Origin of the sequence: Vibrio sp. 10N.239.311.G01, from assembly GCF_041465805.1 — a bacterium.
In the GTDB taxonomy this organism is placed as follows: Bacteria; Pseudomonadota; Gammaproteobacteria; order Enterobacterales; family Vibrionaceae; genus Vibrio; species Vibrio crassostreae_C.
Map to the genome: position 1 here is coordinate 88562 of NZ_JBFSRM010000015.1, position 19692 is coordinate 108253.

21 protein-coding genes are annotated in these 19692 nt (G+C 43.6%); 9 read left to right on the top strand and 12 right to left on the bottom strand.

Features of this window, described 5'->3' with window-relative positions; translation table 11 throughout:
- Positions 1–124: 124 nt before the first annotated feature.
- Positions 125–784: a DUF2726 domain-containing protein gene (locus AB6D06_RS13615; RefSeq protein ID WP_372110520.1), complete on the bottom strand. Its 660-nt coding sequence runs from the start codon at positions 782–784 to the stop codon at positions 125–127.
- A 273-nt stretch (positions 785–1057) separates the two neighbouring features.
- Here AB6D06_RS13615 and AB6D06_RS13620 point away from each other — a divergent pair, with 273 nt between their 5' ends.
- Complete coding sequence (locus AB6D06_RS13620; RefSeq protein ID WP_017059179.1) at positions 1058–1243, top strand: hypothetical protein; 186 nt, start codon at positions 1058–1060, stop codon at positions 1241–1243.
- Positions 1244–1378: 135 nt separating this feature from the next.
- On the opposite strand, the gene AB6D06_RS13625 is transcribed toward AB6D06_RS13620, so the two are convergent.
- On the bottom strand, positions 1379–3337 hold the full coding sequence (locus tag AB6D06_RS13625; protein ID WP_372110523.1) for a diguanylate cyclase domain-containing protein: 1959 nt from the start codon (positions 3335–3337) through the stop codon (positions 1379–1381).
- 260 nt (positions 3338–3597) lie between these two features.
- Between AB6D06_RS13625 and AB6D06_RS13630 the strand changes: the two genes are divergently transcribed.
- Positions 3598–4704: a M20/M25/M40 family metallo-hydrolase gene (locus AB6D06_RS13630; RefSeq protein ID WP_372110526.1), complete on the top strand. Its 1107-nt coding sequence runs from the start codon at positions 3598–3600 to the stop codon at positions 4702–4704.
- A 108-nt stretch (positions 4705–4812) separates the two neighbouring features.
- Here the strand turns inward: AB6D06_RS13630 and AB6D06_RS13635 are convergent, their stop codons facing one another.
- Together AB6D06_RS13635 and AB6D06_RS13640 are read right to left on the bottom strand one after the other, a co-directional pair.
- Positions 4813–5235 carry a DUF3859 domain-containing protein gene (locus tag AB6D06_RS13635; RefSeq protein ID WP_019824122.1) on the bottom strand — a complete coding sequence of 141 codons (423 nt, stop codon included), beginning with the start codon at positions 5233–5235 and terminating at the stop codon, positions 4813–4815.
- Positions 5236–5313: 78 nt separating this feature from the next.
- Positions 5314–5682, bottom strand: coding sequence for an ATP-binding protein (locus tag AB6D06_RS13640; RefSeq protein WP_017065537.1), 369 nt, complete (start codon positions 5680–5682; stop codon positions 5314–5316).
- 275 nt (positions 5683–5957) lie between these two features.
- On the opposite strand from AB6D06_RS13640, the gene metA reads away from it, so the two are divergent.
- Together metA and pilW are read left to right on the top strand one after the other, a co-directional pair.
- Positions 5958–6899: a homoserine O-succinyltransferase gene (gene metA, locus AB6D06_RS13645; RefSeq protein ID WP_017066439.1), complete on the top strand. Its 942-nt coding sequence runs from the start codon at positions 5958–5960 to the stop codon at positions 6897–6899.
- A 168-nt stretch (positions 6900–7067) separates the two neighbouring features.
- On the top strand, positions 7068–7835 hold the full coding sequence (gene pilW / locus AB6D06_RS13650) for a type IV pilus biogenesis/stability protein PilW (RefSeq protein ID WP_372102208.1): 768 nt from the start codon (positions 7068–7070) through the stop codon (positions 7833–7835).
- An 88-nt stretch (positions 7836–7923) separates the two neighbouring features.
- On the opposite strand, the gene rlmF is transcribed toward pilW, so the two are convergent.
- Both rlmF and AB6D06_RS13660 read right to left on the bottom strand, forming a co-directional pair.
- Entirely contained in the window at positions 7924–9246 is a 1323-nt protein-coding gene (rlmF, locus tag AB6D06_RS13655; protein ID WP_372110529.1) for a 23S rRNA (adenine(1618)-N(6))-methyltransferase RlmF, read from the bottom strand.
- 4 nt (positions 9247–9250) lie between these two features.
- The gene (locus AB6D06_RS13660; protein WP_004734935.1) at positions 9251–9748 is read right to left on the bottom strand and encodes a YgjP-like metallopeptidase domain-containing protein; all 498 of its coding nucleotides are present in this window, start codon (positions 9746–9748) and stop codon (positions 9251–9253) included.
- A gap of 137 nt (positions 9749–9885) precedes the next feature.
- On the opposite strand from AB6D06_RS13660, the gene AB6D06_RS13665 reads away from it, so the two are divergent.
- Positions 9886–10122 (top strand): glutaredoxin family protein, encoded by a 237-nt coding sequence (locus AB6D06_RS13665; protein ID WP_016786183.1) that lies wholly within the window; start codon positions 9886–9888, stop codon positions 10120–10122.
- Between the two features lie 89 nt (positions 10123–10211).
- Here AB6D06_RS13665 and AB6D06_RS13670 read toward each other — a convergent pair whose 3' ends face one another.
- Positions 10212–11084, bottom strand: coding sequence for a LysR family transcriptional regulator (locus AB6D06_RS13670; RefSeq protein WP_017065533.1), 873 nt, complete (start codon positions 11082–11084; stop codon positions 10212–10214).
- A gap of 110 nt (positions 11085–11194) precedes the next feature.
- On the opposite strand from AB6D06_RS13670, the gene AB6D06_RS13675 reads away from it, so the two are divergent.
- Together AB6D06_RS13675 and AB6D06_RS13680 are read left to right on the top strand one after the other, a co-directional pair.
- Positions 11195–12394 (top strand): MFS transporter, encoded by a 1200-nt coding sequence (locus tag AB6D06_RS13675; RefSeq protein ID WP_017065532.1) that lies wholly within the window; start codon positions 11195–11197, stop codon positions 12392–12394.
- Positions 12395–12479: 85 nt separating this feature from the next.
- A complete protein-coding gene (locus AB6D06_RS13680) occupies positions 12480–13046 on the top strand; it encodes a DUF1415 domain-containing protein (protein ID WP_065584218.1) in 567 nt (188 codons plus the stop codon).
- A 38-nt stretch (positions 13047–13084) separates the two neighbouring features.
- On the opposite strand, the gene AB6D06_RS13685 is transcribed toward AB6D06_RS13680, so the two are convergent.
- Positions 13085–14155 carry a diguanylate cyclase domain-containing protein gene (locus AB6D06_RS13685; RefSeq protein WP_372110534.1) on the bottom strand — a complete coding sequence of 357 codons (1071 nt, stop codon included), beginning with the start codon at positions 14153–14155 and terminating at the stop codon, positions 13085–13087.
- Positions 14156–14368: 213 nt separating this feature from the next.
- Between AB6D06_RS13685 and AB6D06_RS13690 the strand changes: the two genes are divergently transcribed.
- Positions 14369–14944, top strand: coding sequence for a nucleoside triphosphate pyrophosphohydrolase family protein (locus AB6D06_RS13690; RefSeq protein WP_017059167.1), 576 nt, complete (start codon positions 14369–14371; stop codon positions 14942–14944).
- Between the two features lie 130 nt (positions 14945–15074).
- Here the strand turns inward: AB6D06_RS13690 and AB6D06_RS13695 are convergent, their stop codons facing one another.
- From AB6D06_RS13695 to gntH, 4 genes are all read right to left on the bottom strand, one after another.
- The gene (locus AB6D06_RS13695) at positions 15075–15563 is read right to left on the bottom strand and encodes a GNAT family N-acetyltransferase (protein WP_017068284.1); all 489 of its coding nucleotides are present in this window, start codon (positions 15561–15563) and stop codon (positions 15075–15077) included.
- Between the two features lie 114 nt (positions 15564–15677).
- Entirely contained in the window at positions 15678–16187 is a 510-nt protein-coding gene (locus AB6D06_RS13700; protein ID WP_017070904.1) for a hypothetical protein, read from the bottom strand.
- Positions 16188–16372: 185 nt separating this feature from the next.
- A complete protein-coding gene (locus AB6D06_RS13705; RefSeq protein WP_017068282.1) occupies positions 16373–16888 on the bottom strand; it encodes a hypothetical protein in 516 nt (171 codons plus the stop codon).
- A gap of 126 nt (positions 16889–17014) precedes the next feature.
- Positions 17015–18640 (bottom strand): guanitoxin biosynthesis MBL fold metallo-hydrolase GntH, encoded by a 1626-nt coding sequence (gene gntH / locus AB6D06_RS13710; protein ID WP_017068281.1) that lies wholly within the window; start codon positions 18638–18640, stop codon positions 17015–17017.
- A gap of 193 nt (positions 18641–18833) precedes the next feature.
- Between gntH and AB6D06_RS13715 the strand changes: the two genes are divergently transcribed.
- The gene (locus AB6D06_RS13715) at positions 18834–19673 is read left to right on the top strand and encodes a LysR family transcriptional regulator (RefSeq protein WP_372110539.1); all 840 of its coding nucleotides are present in this window, start codon (positions 18834–18836) and stop codon (positions 19671–19673) included.
- Positions 19674–19692 lie beyond the last annotated feature (19 nt).

The window sequence follows — 19692 nt, forward strand, 5'->3', positions numbered from 1 at the left end:
AAACCAATCCACTTAATATTAGTAAAGCCGAGCATAATCAATGCTCGGCTTTTTAGTTTGTATAACTTATTCGTATCTAAGCGATTGAATGGAGTCCAACCGGATGCATTACTATCGATACCAACTATTCTTCAACATCGAATACAACGTTGTAGTTTTCGGTATAGGTGCAGTTTGGCTGGCGGCTACAAGTGAAGAAGCGTCGGCCTTTGTAATCGCCTTGGCTTGCCAGTTTGATGATCATTGGGCTACCACACTTCTTACAAAATCGCACTTCTTTTGATGGCTCGATTAAATCGATGTGTGCTGCCAGTAACCTCTTCAAACGGCTCACTTGGTAGCTGTGTTTAATAGATGCACCAATCAGAGGTAAACCTGCCGATTTACACACGTGAATTAGTAGCTTTTCGCGATCGACTTTCCCTTTATTGAGCTCTTTGCCGTTATCAAGTTCGATAATAACGCGGGGCTCTAGCGTTCGCGGGTCGCAAACAACAAAGTCGAAGTAACTACGTGAGATCTTGTTGTTGGCGATAAACCAATTCTTCTTATTGTTCGTCTTAGCAGGAACAAGTACGTTCGACATGCTGACTTTAGCAAACACTTCCCCATGGTTGCCCACAGCTGATTTTAGCGCATTATAGAATGTCGCCTGTTGCGCCGACATCAACGCGCCTTTCTTCTGATAAGCGTGGTCTTTGGTGTCATCGTGTTTCACCACATACTTTTGAATAAAGTAAAAGAACACAACCAGAGCAATTACAACGATAAAGATATTAGTCATTTTCCAACACAATCAAGTCTGTATAGGGATTAAGAGAGTAGCTAGCGTATGTAGAAAAGCATCACCTGGCAAGCAAAAGAGCGAGAGTTGCCAACCAGAATCACGACCTTTGAGCGCAGTGCCCAACGAGAGGTCGCTCCTTCGCTAGACACACCTCTCTTATTTTGATAATTAAATCATCAATTACACTCTAGATTGATTTAGATCAATTTACCTAGATTTGTGATCAACTAGTCTGAAAAACGTTAGGCAAATGTTAATAAGGAAATTGATATGGAACTTAAACAAGACCCAAGATGTTATACCGACGTATGTGTAGATGGTAAATGGTTCCACTATGACCACTGCGGAACCCAAGCCTACATGTTAAAGGGAGGAGCTTCGGCTGTGATTGAACTCGCTAGCGAACCAGCGACAGAAGGCGAATTGGTTGAAATGCTTCAAGGTGTCGCTAAGTAACCCACCAAGCCAAATCACAGTATGAATTAAGCGAATAAGAGTAAATAGCCGTATTAGTTCAGATAAGCACTCTTATTCGCTTAGTTATTGAAGTTCAGGTTTCTTGATTGCAGGGGATTAACTAAGTTTAGGAATTCAAATGATAACGACTTTATTGCGCCCTGACTGCTTAGCTTGATACAAAGCATCGTCTGCCGATTTCAAGTGTTTCTTATAGGTACGGCTATTCAACTGTTGCTCCGTTAGATGAGTCGTCGCACCAATCGATGTGGTTAATTCTAATGGGCCAGAATGCGTTTCAATCGCTCGGTCAGCGATCGCTTGCCTTATAAGCTTAAGCTCTTTATTAGGATCTTGATTCCCAGCCAGCAACAAAACAAACTCTTCCCCACCCCATCTTGCCACTACATCGTTTGTTGATAAGATTTTCTCTAAACGCTTAGCGACTTCCACCAGCACTTGGTCACCAATATCATGGCCATAAGTGTCATTAACTTGTTTGAAGCGGTCTAAATCTAGAATAGCGAGCGTATACCCAAACGACGACAAATGATGTGGCATCGGCTGAGTTAACCGTTGCTCTAAGTAACGCCTATTGTATAAGCCTGTCAGTTCGCATCTTGTTGATTGCTTAAGTAGTTCTTTGTTGGTCTTCTGGATCGAGCGTAACCTTATCAATAGTAACGTGGCGCTTATCATCACCATGATACCCAAAGCGACGACGATTCGATTCCGTAATTGCTGCTTATCTAATGTCAGCTCACCCAACTCTTTTTCTGCGTTAAGCAGTTCGTTTTCTTGAGCTAATGATGCCGTAGCGAAATCTTGCTCGAGTAAAAAGATATCACTCTGGCGCTTATCAAATAGCAGCGCTTTATTACCCTTGTAATAGAGCTTGAAGTAGCGAAGTGCGTTCTCGCTGTCGCCTCTTGAATCATAGTATTCAGCAAGTGTTCTTAAGCCGAGGACCTTCCAGCTGCGAGTCCCCACAACATCGAACATTGCAGACGATCGCTTTAGATCAGCAAAAACAAAATTATCTCGGTTCAAACCAATGTTCGCTAAGGCTCTATTTAGGTAACACTGCCCCAATTGAAGTGTGTATTTGTCCACGCCTGGGTATCTAAGACACAAGTTTGCGACTTGTCGTGCTGACTCAAAGTTCTTTTCCGCCAACAACACATCACTCTCTGCTTTTAATAGGATGATTTTGTATCGTTCACTCACGTTATCGCCATTTAGCTTAGCCGCACTTTGATATGCTTCTCGGCCTTTGACTAAATCACCACTGCGCAGATAAGCAAAAGACTCATTCACATGCAGCACGCCGATGGTAGACGCTTCGAGTAGTCCACTCTTGTAATAGAGCTTTTTGGCTCTTTTAATCAGCTTGAGCGCTTTAGGCCAGTCTTCCAAATAGATATAAAGCAGTGCCATATTTGACACTAACTTGCTGTTGTAGATGTGATGAGGGTACTTCTTACCAAGGTCTAAACCTTTATGGAAAAAGTATTGAGCTTCAGGAAAGTCATTGCGGATGTTATTGATGACACCAGCCGTGTTATAGGCCTTAATCAACAACTCTTCATAGTGAAGCGATTCTGCGATATCTATCGCAGCTCTGATTTGGATTTCAGATTCCGCTAGCTCACCCGTACTGATGTATTCGATCGCTAATTCAACGAGAGATTGGGCCTTTAACCAACCCATATGTTCGTGTTGTGCGAGTGCTTTAATCTGCCTGACGTATTCGGAAACCGCTTCGGTATCCAACTTATGTTGCGCGAGGTTGGACAAAATCATCAATTCGTAAGCACGATAGATGGCTTTATCTTGGTCTGGGAACTTGGCTTGGAGAGCCTCAAGTTGTTGGGAAGCTAAATTAGGGTCACCGCGAGATACATCGAGAATATCGATCAACGCAGATCCATATTGAGAGAGTGATAACTCTTTCTCTGGACTATAAACACTCGGGTTTTCAGGGCGAATATGCTTTAAATCGTCGTCATAAGTTGGATAGAGCAAATACAGCCCCAGCACAATACTCATCAGCACCACGAAAAGGAATGAACCTAACACATTGTTTCTATTCATTTATCAGGGCCATTATTGATTGAATTCCAATTTTATTGACGTTTTTTAAGAGCGGTCAAACATTATACCCGACAGATATACAGATTAAAATCCTACGCACTGGTGGATCTGAATTGGGTTTTTCTCATTAATTAGAATAATCAGGCAACTTTCTTGATTTAACTCAGACAATCATCTACCTCATTGGCGTTATAGTGATTTTCCTGTTCCTACCTCCGCGGCTTCTTTTTGAACAAGCGGAAGCATAATGAGAATTAACAATGACCCAAATTAATGAACAACGTCTTGTAGAACATTTCTGCGATCTAGTGAAAATTGATAGTGAATCTCGTAACGAAAAAGCGATTGCTGAAGCTTTGGCTGAGCAACTCGGTGAACTAGGTTTTGAAGTTCACAAACTGGCGGTTCCTGAAGAAGTATCTAACGGTTTCAACATCTACGCTCGTCTAGATGGCACTCTTCCAGGTAGCACAGTGTTCAGCTGCCACATGGACACAGTAACGCCAGGCATCGGCATTGAGCCAATCATCGAAGACGGTATCATCCGTTCAAAAGGCAACACAATTCTAGGTGGTGACGACAAGTCTGGTATCGCAGCTATCATGGAAGCGGTTCGTTGCATTAAAGCTGAAGGACAAGAGCACAAAACTATCGAGATTGCATTTACTGTATTCGAAGAAGGCGGTCTGTTCGGCTCTTTGAACTTCGATATGTCTTACATTCAATCTGAGCACGCAATCGTACTTGATACAGGCGGTCCAATTGGCACTATCGTAAACGCAGCGCCTGGCCAGCAGAAGATTGTTGCTAAAATCAAAGGTCGCCCTGCTCACGCTGGTTTAGCACCAGAAGAAGGCATCAGCGCAATTCAAGTTGCTGCAGACGCTATCACTAAGATGAACCTACTTCGTATCGATGAAGAAACGACAGCAAACGTTGGTATTGTTGAAGGTGGTCAAGCAACTAACATCGTAATGCCAGAGCTTAAAGTCGTGGCTGAAGCACGTTCTCTAAACGGAGAAAAGCTAACGGCTCAAGTTGAACATATGATCTCTACATTCCAAGAAAGTGCTAAGCAGTTCGGCGCTGAAGTAGAAACCGAATCAACTCGTGCTTACGATGCATTCGTTATTGCAGACGATCATCCGCACATTCTTTCTATCAAATCGGCGTTTGAGAAGCTTGGCGTCACAGCGAACACTAAACGCACTGGCGGCGGTAGCGATGCAAACAACTTCAACGCAAAAGGCCTGACAACAGTTAACCTTTCTACTGGTATGGCGAAAGTTCACACCACTGAAGAGTACATTGCAGTGAAAGACATGGTCGCAATCACTGAGTTTGTTGTGGCTTACGTAACGCAATAATCGAATCCATTAGTTAGGTAGTCACTTCTATCTAGCACAATGAAAAAAGCCGAGACATCATCACGATGCTCGGCTTTTTGTTGTTTAGGTGAACATAGAAGGTCGAATCTAAAACCCTCTACGCTTCCAGAATTGGCCTTCGTCTTTTGCTACTAGGTCGAATGTCTTGTCGGCGATGATGTTGCCTTTTAGCTCAACCGTCATACGCCACTTTCCTAGCTTGTTCGAGACAGGAGCCCAGATAGTGTCACCTAAGTAGAAATCCCAGTCATTGTTACCGACATACTCCTCACCATCAAACGGTTCGAGCACTTCACCTTTGTCTGTGGTGATGTTTGGGTGATAAATGCAGTAACGGATCTTCTCACCTTTGGCTTTTTTGATATTCAGGATATAGCCAAACTCTACGTCGATTTCAGCATCAACGGTGGTGGTGAACTCTTGGATTTTTGGAAGATCTTTAGATTTTGAATCCCATGTGGAATAGATACCATAAGAAGTCATGTCGACCACAACAGAGCGCTTTGCCATTTCAATCGTTACCTTGAAGTTGTTCTATTAATTTAATTCTATTTGCCATTCAGCCACGCAAGCAGAAGAAGAACGAGGCTATTCTTGCCAGTCTTTCGCCATACGCTTAATTACTGAAGGTTCAATGTCGTGAATAGTGCCATATTGCTCTCGGCACACTTCGATAATTAATTCTGCTTTATATTTGAGTGCAAGTTGGCGGTAGGCTTTCATTTCCCAATGCTTAATAAAGGTATTCGAAACAACCACATCAAACCCTTGCTTTAAGCCGTTTTCAGCTGTGTTTTGACACCACTCATGAGCTTGTTGCAGCTGCCTAGGATCAAAATGGTACTCACCTTGCTCATTCACATAATACATATCGGCTTCGACATGCAATGCATCGTAGGTTTTTGCTTTTGTTGATTTGCCAGAACCGGGCAACCCTCGAATGAGTATTAACTTCATCTGTCACTGTACAGGCTAATTTGAAAACATGAGTTTATCGTAAATAGTAACGAGTTGCTCTGATAACTGCCTCTGCTCAGCATACGAAAACCAAGTACTTACACACGACTCAGACAATCACTGAATACAATGAGACTCCCCTCGAAGCGCGTGGATTGCTTCTGATAGAAAACACAAATAATTTACATCTATCCATTTTGCATATCGACAAGCGTATCAAACTACTATAGATTTAGATGTATAGACGTCTACATATCTAGCTTAGGGAGAAAGCTGTGCCTATTCGCATTCCAGACCAATTGCCAGCATCCGATGTTCTTCGTGAAGAAAACATCTTCGTTATGCCGTTATCAAGAGCATCGACACAGGAAATTCGTCCACTTCGAGTCTTGATCCTCAACCTAATGCCGAAGAAGATTGAAACTGAAACTCAATTTTTACGCCTACTATCGAACAGCCCATTGCAAGTGGATGTAGAGCTGCTGCGCATTGATGACCGACCAAGTAAAAACACACCGACTGAACACCTTGATAACTTCTACCGCCAATTTGAAATGGTCAAAGAAAGAAACTTTGATGGATTGATCATCACTGGTGCGCCGCTTGGCTTGGTTCAATTTGAAGATGTGATCTACTGGGATCACCTGAAAACCATCATGGAATGGGCAAACAAGCACGTTACTTCAACGCTATACGTGTGTTGGGCGGCTCAGGCTGGTTTGAAGTTATTATATGATTTGCCAAAACGCACTCGTAAAGAGAAGCTGTCTGGTGTTTATAACCACGAGATACATAACCCATACCACCCTATTTTACGTGGCTTCGACGATACATTCTTAGCTCCGCACTCTCGCTATGCGGACTTCTCTCAAGAGTACTTAGCGGAACATACTGACCTTGATGTTCTTGCAACTTCTGATGTTGCAGGCGTATACCTAGCAGCAACCAAAGATAAGCGAAACGTGTTTGTAACGGGTCACCCTGAGTACGACTCTCACACACTTCACAATGAGTACATTCGAGATTTGGGTGAAGGCATGGAGCCTGTGATACCAATCAACTACTACCCGAATAACAATCCAGACAACAAACCGGTTGCAAGCTGGCGCAGCCACGGACACTTGTTGTTCTCAAACTGGCTAAACTACTGCGTTTACCAACAAACGCCTTACGATCTGGATCATTTCAGCGAAGACAACTTTACCAAAGACGATTAAGTTCTTTCTTCCGATTCACAAACACATAAACCGTGTTCAGTATGTTGTTGATAAAACGACGAATTGGACGCGGTTTTTTTATGGTGTGTGGGTCGCATTCCATGATAGATTTACGACTTCAATGGGTTTGATTTCATATGATGGGTTGGTGTTCATAAGGAGCTTCACATGCCTGCCAAGCCATCATTTTCAAATCCGATTTCGTTGTCCCGCCCTCTTTCGTTATCAAGTGTGGTACTACTTGCCTCGCTTTCCTTGGCCGGTTGTGTCTCTGTCACTGAAGGACCGCCAAAGATTGAAAGTGATCCTATCGCGATGTCTGAATCTCGAATCGAATTAGGTTTGGGCTATATGGGACAAGGCAATATGGTGAGAGCGCGTGAAAACCTTGAGCTCGCGATTAAACACGCACCTAGCTACTACCGTGCTCGGCTTTCAATGGCGCATTACTACGAACAAGTGGGTGAAGTAGATGAAGCGAGAAGCACTTACCGCAAAGCACTCAGTCTTGATTCAAGAAACGGCAATGTATTGAACAACTACGGTACCTTCTTGTGTAAACAGGGCGAATACGAGCAAGCTGATAAGTACTTTAATCGCGCTATCGATCAACCTTACTACTACTTGGTATCTGCAAGTTATGAAAATGCCGCGTTTTGCGCATTTAAGGCTGGCAATACCGACCAAGCGAAGTACTACTTTAGCAGAGCAATTGACCACGATCCAAACCGCGTGAAATCGATACTGCAGCTTTCAAAGATTGAAGTGAGTGACGCCGATTACAATGAAGCTCGACTCCGTTTATTCAAATTCCACCAGCGTTATGGCTATCAAATTCCATCACTTAAAATCTTGGTCGATCTCGAAAATAAAGCAGGCAACAGAGCTCTAGAGCAGAAATATCAGAGTAAGTTAGATGAGTTGCTTTCTGCTTAGCGTATAGGTAAAACACAAAAAACGGGCTTGTTGCGTTAACAACAAGCCCGTCCGTATTTCAGCTTAATAACTTAACTAAGTGCAGCCGCTATTTTAGCGCAATCCACTCTTGTCTTTGCTCATCGTCCATAAAGGTCCATGCGATAAAGCGACTTACCTTCTGGCCTTGTGACATCTCGACGACTTTTACTTGTTTAGCTCTAAGCTTGCCAAGCTCTGAACGAACCATATCGACGTTGTCTTTCTTAGAAATCAATGTCGTAAACCACAAAACTTGAGTAGCAAAAAGTTGACTCTCTCTTGCCATCTTCATAATGAAAGCGGCTTCACCACCTGGGCACCAAAGCTCGGCTTTTTGACCACCAAAGTTTAAGGTTGGTTTATCTTGCTTAGTTGATTTATCTAACTTAACTGGCTTCTTATTCATTTCTGGCTTGAACGACTGACCGGCTTTCTTAGCACGGTTCGCCGCTAGATTATCCAGTTTACGTTGTGACCCCTTTTCAGCCTCTTCAAGAGAGCTGTGGAATGGAGGATTACAAATAGTGACATCGTAACGTTCATTATCCTTAATCACGCCCTTAAAGATAGATTCAGAGTCAGCTTGTAGGCGAGCGCGGATCTTACCTTTTAGATTAGGGTTGCTTTCCGCTATGAAGTTCGCTGTTTTGATGGAGACTGAATCAACATCTGTCCCTGTACAACGCCACTTATACTCTGTCGCACCAATGATTGGGTAGATACAGTTTGCACCGACACCAATATCTAATGCTTTCACAGACGCGTGGTTATAGGGTTCACCTTGGCCATCGCTATTAAGGATGTCGGCCACTCTGTGAATGTAGTCTGCACGACCAGGAATTGGCGGGCACAAGTAACCAGCAGGAATATCCCAATGTTTAACGCCATAGTGATGCGCCAACAAAGCTTTGTTGAGTAGCTTAACGACCAATGGATCAGAGAAATTAATGGTGTCTTCGCCAACCGGATTCTTGATCAGATGCTCTTTTAGCTCAGGCAAGGCTGCAACTAGTAACTCGAAGTTATAGCGGCCAGTGTGCTGGTTTCTTGGGTGTAATCCACCTTGAGGTTTTTCAGCCGAGCGTCTTTTCTGAGCTGCGTTCTTGTTAAAAGCCGTTTTATTGAAAGAACCCTTATTCGATGATCCTTTATTTGCACCCTGCTTCCCTTTACTGTCTTTTGCAAAAGGTCGCTTTGCTTTGTTATTGCCCGCGCCTTTAGGTGCGCTATTCTTGCGGCTTTTATCAGATGTGTTCTTTGTAGAAATACGCTTGTCGCTGCTTGGCTTAGCTGTACTTGGCTTAACATCAGCTTGGTTGTCTTTTGTTTTTGCTGATGAAGTGCTGTTTTTCGACAGGCTTAGCGTCGTTCTATTTTGTGATTGGCTCATTGGGCTACTTCTTTAAATCTAAATACATCATGAATAAACGGGCATCCAACTCAAGTTGATGATATTCCGGTTCCATGTGACAGCATAGTTGGTAAAAGGCTTTGTCGTGCTCTTTCTCTTTGATATGCGCCAGTTCGTGTACCACCAGCATTCTTAGCAAAGGTTCTGGTGCATTTTTAAAAACACTGGCGATACGAATTTCATTCTTTGATTTGATCTTTCCACCGTGATTCTTAGCAACGTAAGAATGCAGACCTAACGCATTATTGATTAGGTGTATCTTGCCGTCGTAAATCACTTTGCTGATCGGTGGTGTTTTTTTCATGTAGCGATTTTTTATCTCAATCGCATAGTCAAACAGGGCTTTCTCGCTTTTTATTTCATGATTCTTTGGGTAGCGAGCTTCAAACCAAGGCACCAATTTACCCGACTCTACAAGTTGAGTAACAGGATCAAGAATGTGCTTAGGATAGCCTTGAATATAGCGTAAAGAAGGATGCATGCTGAAAGACCGTACAAGTTACACCACGACAATACGTTGTGGTCTTGAAAATTGAGCCGCATAGTGTAACTGATCACACTTTTCTAATCACCTAGGATTCGTTACACTTTAGCGAGATTCACCAAGAGAATGAAAAAATGAAACGTGTTGTATTGTACGTCGCAGACAAATGCCCGCACTGTAAAGATGCCCAAAGGTATTTAGACTCTAAGAAAATTGTTTACCGCCTGACGAATGCAAAGATGCAGCGTGGCCGTAAAGAATTGCAAGCAATGGGTGCTCGTTCTATCCCCGTGCTTAAAATCGGCGATCAAGTGATGGTCGGCTGGAATCAGAAAAACTTCGATAAGATGTATAACTCAAAGAACACCTAACGTGCTCTGAGCCAGTCATACTTCTATACAACAAAGCCCGAATATCCAATCTAGGATGTTCGGGCTTTGTTTATTTAAATCTTACTAAATCACACATACCGCTTAACGAAATCAATAAAGGTTCGGTCTGCTTTTGACAGATACCCTTCCTTTCTCCACGCCAAAGATAGGTTCAGTTTCACAGGGTCTTTAAATGGCACGCCTACGACATCTTCCTCGTATTCTGTCACCAAGCTAAGCAACGCGGTGATGGCAAACTCTCGCTTCACGATAGAAAGAATCATTGGCAATAAATTGGTTTCGAACGCAATGGTCATATCGAGATTGTACTTCTTACAAGTCGCATCGATAAAATCGCGGTGGAAGTAGCCCGATTTGAACATGATCAGCTCTTGAGCAAAAAATTCTTCAAAGGTGATGGATGGTTGCGTTGCCAGTGGGTGATCTTTGCCAACTACAGCTAACATTTCTGAGCTTAACAGATGATCCGTTTCCAAATCATCTGGAACGTTCTCATGATTAATTACGCCAATATCGAGTTCGCCGTTTAACAGCATTTCACGAATCGATGCGGTGCCAGCATCAATCAAGGTCAACTTTAGGTTTGGGTATTGGCTTTTAAAGGCCATCACGACTTGGGGAAAAAAATAACTGCCCATCATACTTGGAGCGCCTAATCGAACCTCGCCTTTCTCTAGCCCCTTTAGCTCATTCATCGCGAGCTGAGCATCATCAAACTGCTGGGCGATTCGCTTTGCATGCTCAAACAGTACTTTGCCCTCCTCCGTTAAAGTGACGGATTTATCGCCTCGACGGAATAGAATCAACTCAAGCGTCTGTTCTAGTTTTTTAATAGAAATGCTCAATGCGGGCTGCGCGATATGCAGCGCTTTGGCGGCCTGAGTGAAGTTACCAAACTGCGCAACAGCCAGAAAATGTCGAAGAGGTTTTGATTCAAGCATGGCGATATATTTAATATATAGAGGTGATATTTTTAATATATTTCTTTAATCACACTTGTGCTGATAACTTGTTCACAAATAGCTTACTAACTCGTGCAGGCACAACGTAAATGTTTGATAAAGGCAGTCCTCAATACAAACGCATCACCCAATCATTGGCGATTGGCTCGTTTATCATTTTCTGTAACCTTTACCTCTTTCAGCCAATCTTGCCGCACATGGCGGAACACTTCCAAGTATCTGAAACTCAGATCAACTGGTTGTTTGCTGCTACAACACTCGGCCTTTCGATTAGCTTGGTACCTTGGGCAATTGCCTCTGAAACCTTTGGTCGTAAACCCATTATTCTGTTCAGTCTGTTCGCTATCCCATTAATAGGGTTAAGCATGGTGTTCACGACTACCTTGTTGCAACTCGTTATTGCCCGCGCATTTATGGGCATCGCTGTGGCGGCGTTTGCTGGTGTGGCGGTTGCCTATATGGTTGAGGAGTTAACACCCAAAGCCTTTGCTGTCGCGATTGGAGGTTATATTGCGGCCAACTCATTGGGTGGAATCTTCGGACGTGTATTAGGCGGCTTAATTACAGACTATTTCGATTGGCATGCAACTGTACTGTTTTTCGTTGTCGGTTCATTGCTTGGTGCACTCTTTATTGCCTATCGCCTACCTGACCAACAGAACTTCAAACCTCAAAAAGGGCTGTTCTTTCATCACAACCGCTCCGTTGTAATGCACTTAAGAAACCGTACCTTGTGGCTTGCCATGTTGATTGGTGGTGCTAACTTCGCGCTGTTTGTTAACCTGTACTCTGTAATGGGCTTTAGGCTAGTATCCGAACCTCACTCGGTACCCGTTGGTTTAGCTTCACTGATATTCCTATGTTACTTGGCCGGTACGGTAAGCTCTAAGCTCTCCAACAAATGGACACTTCGCTTTGACCCGTTAAGCGGAATATTGATGGGCGTGTGTATTAGCTTAATCGGAATGCTAATTTCTGCAGTCGACAAAGTTCCGTTCATGCTAGCAGGCTTGTTATTGATTAGTGGCGGCGCGTTCTTCGCCCATACCCTTGCCTACTCTTGGGTAAGTCAAAAAGCACCGAGCGCTAAGGCAACGGCAACCGCTCTTTACTTAGTACACTATTACATAGGCGGGAGCTTAGGTGGTTTCTTACTCTTGTATTGCTGGCAACTGTTCGGTTGGAATGGCGTGATTGCGGGCGGTTCAATCTTCTATGTTGCGATATTTGCTTGGGTCTACCAATTAAAACAACTTCAAGTATCGGCCTCTAAACTCGCACAAGCATAAGTACGACTAAGGTTGTAACTCAATTATTGCTTTTGATTGACGTCCGTTCTGATATCCTACGCAAAATTTCATTTCGGAACCTGTTATGTCGAACACTCAAAGCACAGATCTTCAAACCATCCACGACCAAGTAAAACAATGGTTAGATGATGTCGTTATTGGCCTAAACCTGTGCCCATTCGCAGCCAAGCCACAACGTAATAAACAGATTAAGATCTTTGTGAGTGAAGCGAATACGGAAGAAGCGTTACTGGAAGACATCATGACGCATTTCGTAGAGTTAGATAATACGCCAGTTGCTGAATTAGAGACGACTTTAGTGGTGGTTCCTAACATGCTGCAAGACTTCTTCGACTACAACATGTTCATTGATTGGGTTGAAGCGTTGATCAAACAGCAAGACTGGGAAGGCGTTTACCAAGTGGCAACGTTCCATCCTGACTATTGCTTTGGTGGTGCGGATCCAGAAGACGATGAAAACCTAACGAATCGCTCTCCATACCCTGTTTACCATTTGATTCGTGAAGCAAGCATGGAAAAGGTACTGAAGCACTACCCTAACCCTGAAGCGATCCCAGACACCAACATCGCAAGAGTTGAGTCTTTAACGCCAGAAGAGCGTCGTAAACTGTTCCCTTACCTGTTCAGTTAAGCTATTCCGAATCGGAAAATGCAATACGTTTTCTGTATTTACGAACTTGCGCGTTCTTGATGATATGGACGAGATACAAACTGATCTCGTCCATTTTGTTTGGCGATATATAAACACTCGTCAGCCACTTTGATCAAAGAGTCGAGTGCCGACATCCTTTCCCCTTTGGTATCCCCGGTACTCAACTCAAAATGACACGCACCGATTGATATAGTGACAGGCTTTCTATCCAGTGTGATTTTCTTCATCTCTTGCAAAAGAGTCATGAACTTATCTTCAACACAACTTGGTGTTTTATTTGGATACCAAAGAATGAACTCTTCACCACCAAAACGCGCCACAAACTCACCCTCTTGAGTGTTATTGCTCAGCACGTTCGCCACTTTCTTTAAGACAACATCGCCCATTTGGTGGCCATAAGTGTCATTGACCTGTTTAAAGAAATCGATGTCGACAACGGCCAAGGTTCCCTTTCCTAAAGAGCCTTTTAATTGCTCCACTTCTGCATTCAATGTTTTGAACAAGCAACGTCTATTTGGTAAGTGTGTCAGAGGATCATACAGAGCTTGATACTCCAATTTCTCATTCAGTTCTTTTAGCTTTCTTTCTTGCTGCCTTCTAACCAGCTCCACTTCGATCCATGACGCCATTAGTCTCATCACGTCGACATCGAACTCTTTAAACTCACGATGATAGGGCGCTGGACTTGAAAAGTTTAAGGTGCCATAAAGCTCATCATTAACGAAAATGGGAACCCCAATATAAGACTCCAAGCCAAAAGACTGGTAAGCAGGGTGCTTCGCATACTTATCGTGTTTACCACAATGCTCTATACAGATAGGACCAATCGATTTACAGGTAATTTCACAATAGGTTGAACGATAATCGAAGATATCGCCACTATTGAGCTCAACCCCTTCAGGCGTGACAGAGTGTTCAACTAAGTAAGTATTACCCTCGACTTTAGATAAAATACCGATATCAAGGTTGAAGCGTTCAAGCCCCATGATAAGCAGCTGAGCGATCTGAATATCGAAGCCCTTCCGGTAATCATTGGTGATTTGATACAAGCGACGTATAACAATTTCGCTTTCACTGGCTTGGTTCATAAATGGGGTCCCACTGCAGCCGAAGTTAATGGCAACATTAATATTTGGTATATTAAGAAGAGTAAAGTGTAAAAAAACATAATAATCAATTGGTTTGTATGCAAAATACCTCATTGGTCCAATGAATAAAAGTCGACTTCTTCGACTTTGCGTTAGCACCCCATTACTACCTTTGTTAAAATGGTCCATTAACGAAACAAAATGGATAGGAAAATGAACCTTTCTCAACTAAGCCAAGAAATCTACGATCACCTTTACCGCGACATTGAAGAGTTCCGCAGTACTTTTGATCTGCCTGTTGCTGCTCCTGAAACAATGGACGAAAAAGGCGATACGCTACATACCTCTCTAGCGATCGAAGAACTGACAGAACTTGCAGAAGCTGACTCAAAAATCGAACAAGCGGACGCTATTGTAGACAGCGTTTATGTTTTGATGGGGCGTCTGGTTCACCTTGGCCAAGCTAAGGTTGAAGACAACCTAGCAATCAGCTACCTGATCGACCTGCTATTGAATGTTTCTAAAAACCGCTCAATTGACTTCTTGCCTTGCTGGGACGAAGTACACTCAAGCAACATGAGCAAAGTATGTCGCAACGAAACTGAATACGCTGAAACAGAAGCTTTCTATGCTGAGCAGAACATCAAGCTGATGGCGGTTCAAAAAGGCGAATACATCATCGCTAAGTGTGCGGAAGATTTCGTATCTGAAGGCAAGACAGTTCGCCAAGGTAAAGTACTAAAATCTGTACACTACCGCCCTGCGAACCTTGAGCCACTAACGGCTTAACTAAGTTTACGACTGAACTAAGGTTAAGCTGGTTATCTAAACCGACCAGCGCACCAAAATAGCAAACGCCACGTTTAAATAACGTGGCGTTTTATTATCTGTCAGTCAATTCTAACTGTGTAGCTAAATGCTATACCAGTCGCGCCATGTGATAAGCCGCCACATATTCGCCGTTTCTGAAAGCGAACCCTGCGGACTCTCCTTCAATCACGAAACCAAACTTCTTATACAGACTGATCGCTCTTTCGTTATCGGTATACACCGTTAACTCCATTCGCTTGATGTTAATCCAGTTATCACACAAGTCGATTGCTGTTGCGAGCAGTTGGCTACCGACACCTTTGCCTAACACATCGTCTTTAACACCCATACCAAATGAAGCCACATGTCGTCTTCTTGGATTCACACACACTTCCATTCCCAAGTTGCCAACAATCTCATCGTCGATCATCGCGACATACGAGTACACGTTGTCAGGCATATTAGAGATTCGTTTTTGCCAGCTTTCCAGAGATGGATTTGGGAGTTGCAGCGTACCGGTATAAGCATTCGTGCATTCGTAAACTTCTTTTATTCCCTTCGCATCTGACGGCTCAGACCGTCTCACTATAATACTCATCGCAACTCCTAATATTTCTTCGCTAAATATGAAACACATCCTCAATGTGCACCTAAACACACTAACAAATAGTGAATATTTAACAATAGGTTAGATGAACTTATCTTATTGGGCTTAGTTGATACTGAGTAAACGACCTCGTTCGATATCTTGCTCAAGCACCTCTGGTGTCAAGTCGCCATGTCCATGGTGATCGTGATTATGGTGATGACCATGATCGTGTCCGTGGGAATAACCTTTGTGTTCATTTGCTCTTTGAGCTAACTTGTGTGAGTCCAAATAGGTATCAGTTAAATCAGCACAATATTCTTCGGTCCATAAACGTCGAGCCTCATCATCACTCATGATTTGCTCGGCTTTAGGGCCCAATTTGTCCATGTAGAACATCCCCAGCTCCTCACCTTCTACATTGGCGTGGTTGATAAGGTTCATAAACGCAGGCTCTTGATTCTCATCTGATAGATGACCATTTTTGTAACACACGGTTAGACCAATAATATCGTCGCCAAGTTTCTCTAATTCAGGGTTAAAATGATTGTGACTGTGATTATGTTCGGCAGCGGCGACAAGCATTGGAGTAAGTAAAACACATGCGATAGCCAGTAGCTTAATGGTATTTTTCATGGGATAGACCTTCTGTATTTTCGAATACAAATTTGATTAGTTGGCTGACTTAGCTTCTTGTGAGGTGAGCTAAGCTGAGGGGAACTTCAAGACCATTTCAGCCTGAGTACCCCTCTGTCTCACTACAAATAATCAATATGATTGGATAACAAGGCTCGATATAACGAGCGTTCTGTAGACAAAAATCACTTATCAACTACGATTCTTGCTGGTGCGATGGTGTAAGTCATTGGCTTCACCTCCCATTCACCTTTTGCTTCCAATGCAACCGCTAGTGCTTGCGCCTCTTCACATACCTTCGCTGGTTTTCCGTCAGCCCAGTATGATGGGCCCGAAGTGTAGCCGCACATCACTGAAAACGTGTGTTGGCCATTCTTTGTGGTGTATTCCGTCATAATGACACCACCTTCTCCATGCGTTATTTTTAGCGAGCCTTCATCGGCTACATGCATTGCATCGGAAGGATTCGGTTTGACATACGTTGTGTAGGTCCCACCATCTGACATGGATTGGTTGTCATACATGGTGTAGCCTTCTTTTTCTGAAGGTAAGGTCAGTTCGTAGTTAGGATCAATATCCGCTAAACGTTCTGAGTTATTCGTCGCACCAGGTTGATAGTTGTGAGCATTTGATTGTCCGTTAGCGAAAACAGACGCTGACACTAAAGATAGAATGACGACCGCTAAAATTGATTTTTTCATAATGAACTCCAGATATTCTAAGCAAAGATGTTGTAAGCAATAGTTTTTATGATTGAGTAAGAGAATGGGTTTATTTACCTAACTTTTTAGGATGCGAGGGCAATATCAGCCCTCACTACAAATACCCTATTTGTTGTCGGTTCCTGCTCCTTCACCAGGCTCAGTTGGACGACTTACCGACTTGCGCTCAAGATTGTGGTGAGCACGCACTCTATCCATGTATTCTTGCTTGGTGTTCATACCTTGCTTCATTGCTTCTGGTACTTGTTCAGCTGGGATCACGATGTCACGGTCGACTGGCCACTCAGTTAACAGCTCTGGGTGGTAGCCTTCTGGGTAGTACAGTTTTGGATCCAACTCTAAATCACGAATCTCTTGTTCTTGTATGTCTTCACGGCTGTTTTTCGGCAGCGGGATTCTAAAGTCAGACCCATCTGCCATATCAAATTGTGGCGCTCGCGCATTCGGGAAATCAGGTAAAATACCTTCACGAACCCACGCATTATCTTTAGTCATGTTAACGACAATGCCATCTGGCGCACCGAAGTGGTAAGGCCCTTGCCAATGGTGTCGAACCTCTGCAACGGTTTCCTCATTGAGATATGGGTCGAATGTCATGTGCGTTGTCATGAACAAGCGCGGTTGTACTTCATTCGCCACATAACCCGCCGCGTACGCTGGTGTATGGTGAGTATCAACGGTGTAACGTGCTAAGAATGGCGGCACACCTTGAATAATCGAAGACACACCGAACGTTTCGGTTTGCAGCTCAGTAATGAACAAGTCTGCACCTTTTGCGTATTTCAAATCCAACTCGGTTGGGCGACCGTCTCCTGTCCAAACAAATGAAAGCACTCGACCGTCATCTTGAGTCCAATTCAAGCGGTAACCAGACGCGCCATCTTTTGCGTGACTGCGTCGCCAGTGAATCACTTCCACATTGTCTTGGTCATAGATAACGCCACCGTCGTCGCGGAAATCAAACTCGTGTACCACTATGTCGTTGCCTGATGGGAACACATCAAATGCATCGGTGTGCCAGTTCAACATTTGCTGCATGCCTTCAATCATATGACGAGTGCCATATTCTGGAGTCGCACCACTCGGGCCATAAATGTTAAGCGGCTTTTCCCAGCGACCATTCCAACCACCAAATTGATACAGGTAAGGTAACGAGCCGTAATGGTCTACGTGTAAGTGAGTAATGAAGATATGGTCGAGTTCATTCATCGCGACACCCGCCGCTACGTAGTTCGCAATTGATCCTTCACCTAAATCAAAGACAAAGTTAGAGCCGTTACCCAATTCGACGTATATCGAGGTGTTTGCCTGCCCCGGGCGAATCATTGGTGATGTCCCCATGAACGTGACACGCATTTCATCCGGTTGAACTTCTTCAGTTCGTGGGAACCAGTTGGCGCCCGACACCATGTGATCTCCATAAGGTGCAATGCCCTCAAACATCAGGCCTTCTTTCCAACCTGAATTGGTTTCTTTGCGATAGTCACCATTGTTTACACCGCCCATTAACACAGAAAGCACTTCTTCTTCTGAAGAGTACAAGTTCCCCTTAGGTTGAGTGCTCAGATACTCTTCAAGGGTTTCACCCTCGTGATATTCAAATTTCTCGAGTTTTTGAATATCAGAGTTAGTCTGCTTGGTGTTGTATTGCATCATTGGGTCAGCAGCAAAAGCGGTTGTCGTGATGATCATTGCTGTAGAGATGATTGATAATTTTGCGAAAGTTCTCATAGTTTCACCTATCGGTCTGAGTATTTAGTAAATGAATGAAGTTCCTTCCTCACTCCGATGCAAACAAGTTTATTAATAAACAGAACCTTGATATATAGTGTAAACTTTACTTAAAACCTCCATTTCATTTATGAGTTAATAACGACTCCACCATGATTTGGATGAGTGGCAATAAGAATAGAGGGAACTGAATTTGGACCTTAATCTACTGACGACATTTTTGGCCGTTTACAAACACAGCTCTATCACCGTGGCATCAGAGCAGCTCGATATTTCTCAACCCGCGGTAAGCGCGGCTATTAAGAGACTCGAAGGGGTCGTGGGCAAAGCTTTATTTGTGAGAGAAGGACGAGGTATCGCGCCCACTGGAGCTGCGGTATCACTCGCTAACAAGATAGAAGACCCATTGAACATCATTGGAACGGTTGAGCAGCAAAAGAATGACCTTAAAGTCTATTGCACAGAGAGCTTGCTTCATTTCGTTAGCCAGGTTGAAGGCGTAAACTTTACGGAAGCGCCGCTCGAAGAGGAAGAACTGTTTGATGCGCTTACTGCACAAAAAGTGGATATCGTCATTGATGTACTTTCGAGTAAGAAACACTCATTGATTGAAGAAACCATCGTCGATGAGGAACCCGTGTGTCTGACTCGAATTAACCACCCTCGAATTGGTGAGACACTGAGTAAAGAGGAGTATTTCCAAGAGGAACATATTGCACTCAAGATCAAACGCGCCAACATGAACACAGTCGAGTTTTTATCAGAGAGCGATATCGAGCCGAGAAAAGTCAGAATTGAAACCAGCTCAATTTCAAGCATGCTGATTTTGGCGAGCACGACGGATTATATTGCCGCTTCTACTCGTTCTTTTGCAGAAATGCTCGCACCGGCGCTTGGCTTACGCGTTCACCCTATCCCCATCAAATTAAGACCGATCACGTTTCGGATGCTCTATCACCGCCGTTACGCTAACGACGAACAACACATCAAAACCCGCGAAGCAATCAAGTCGGCATTAAGAAAACATAAATGAAACTGAGGTTTTAACTAAA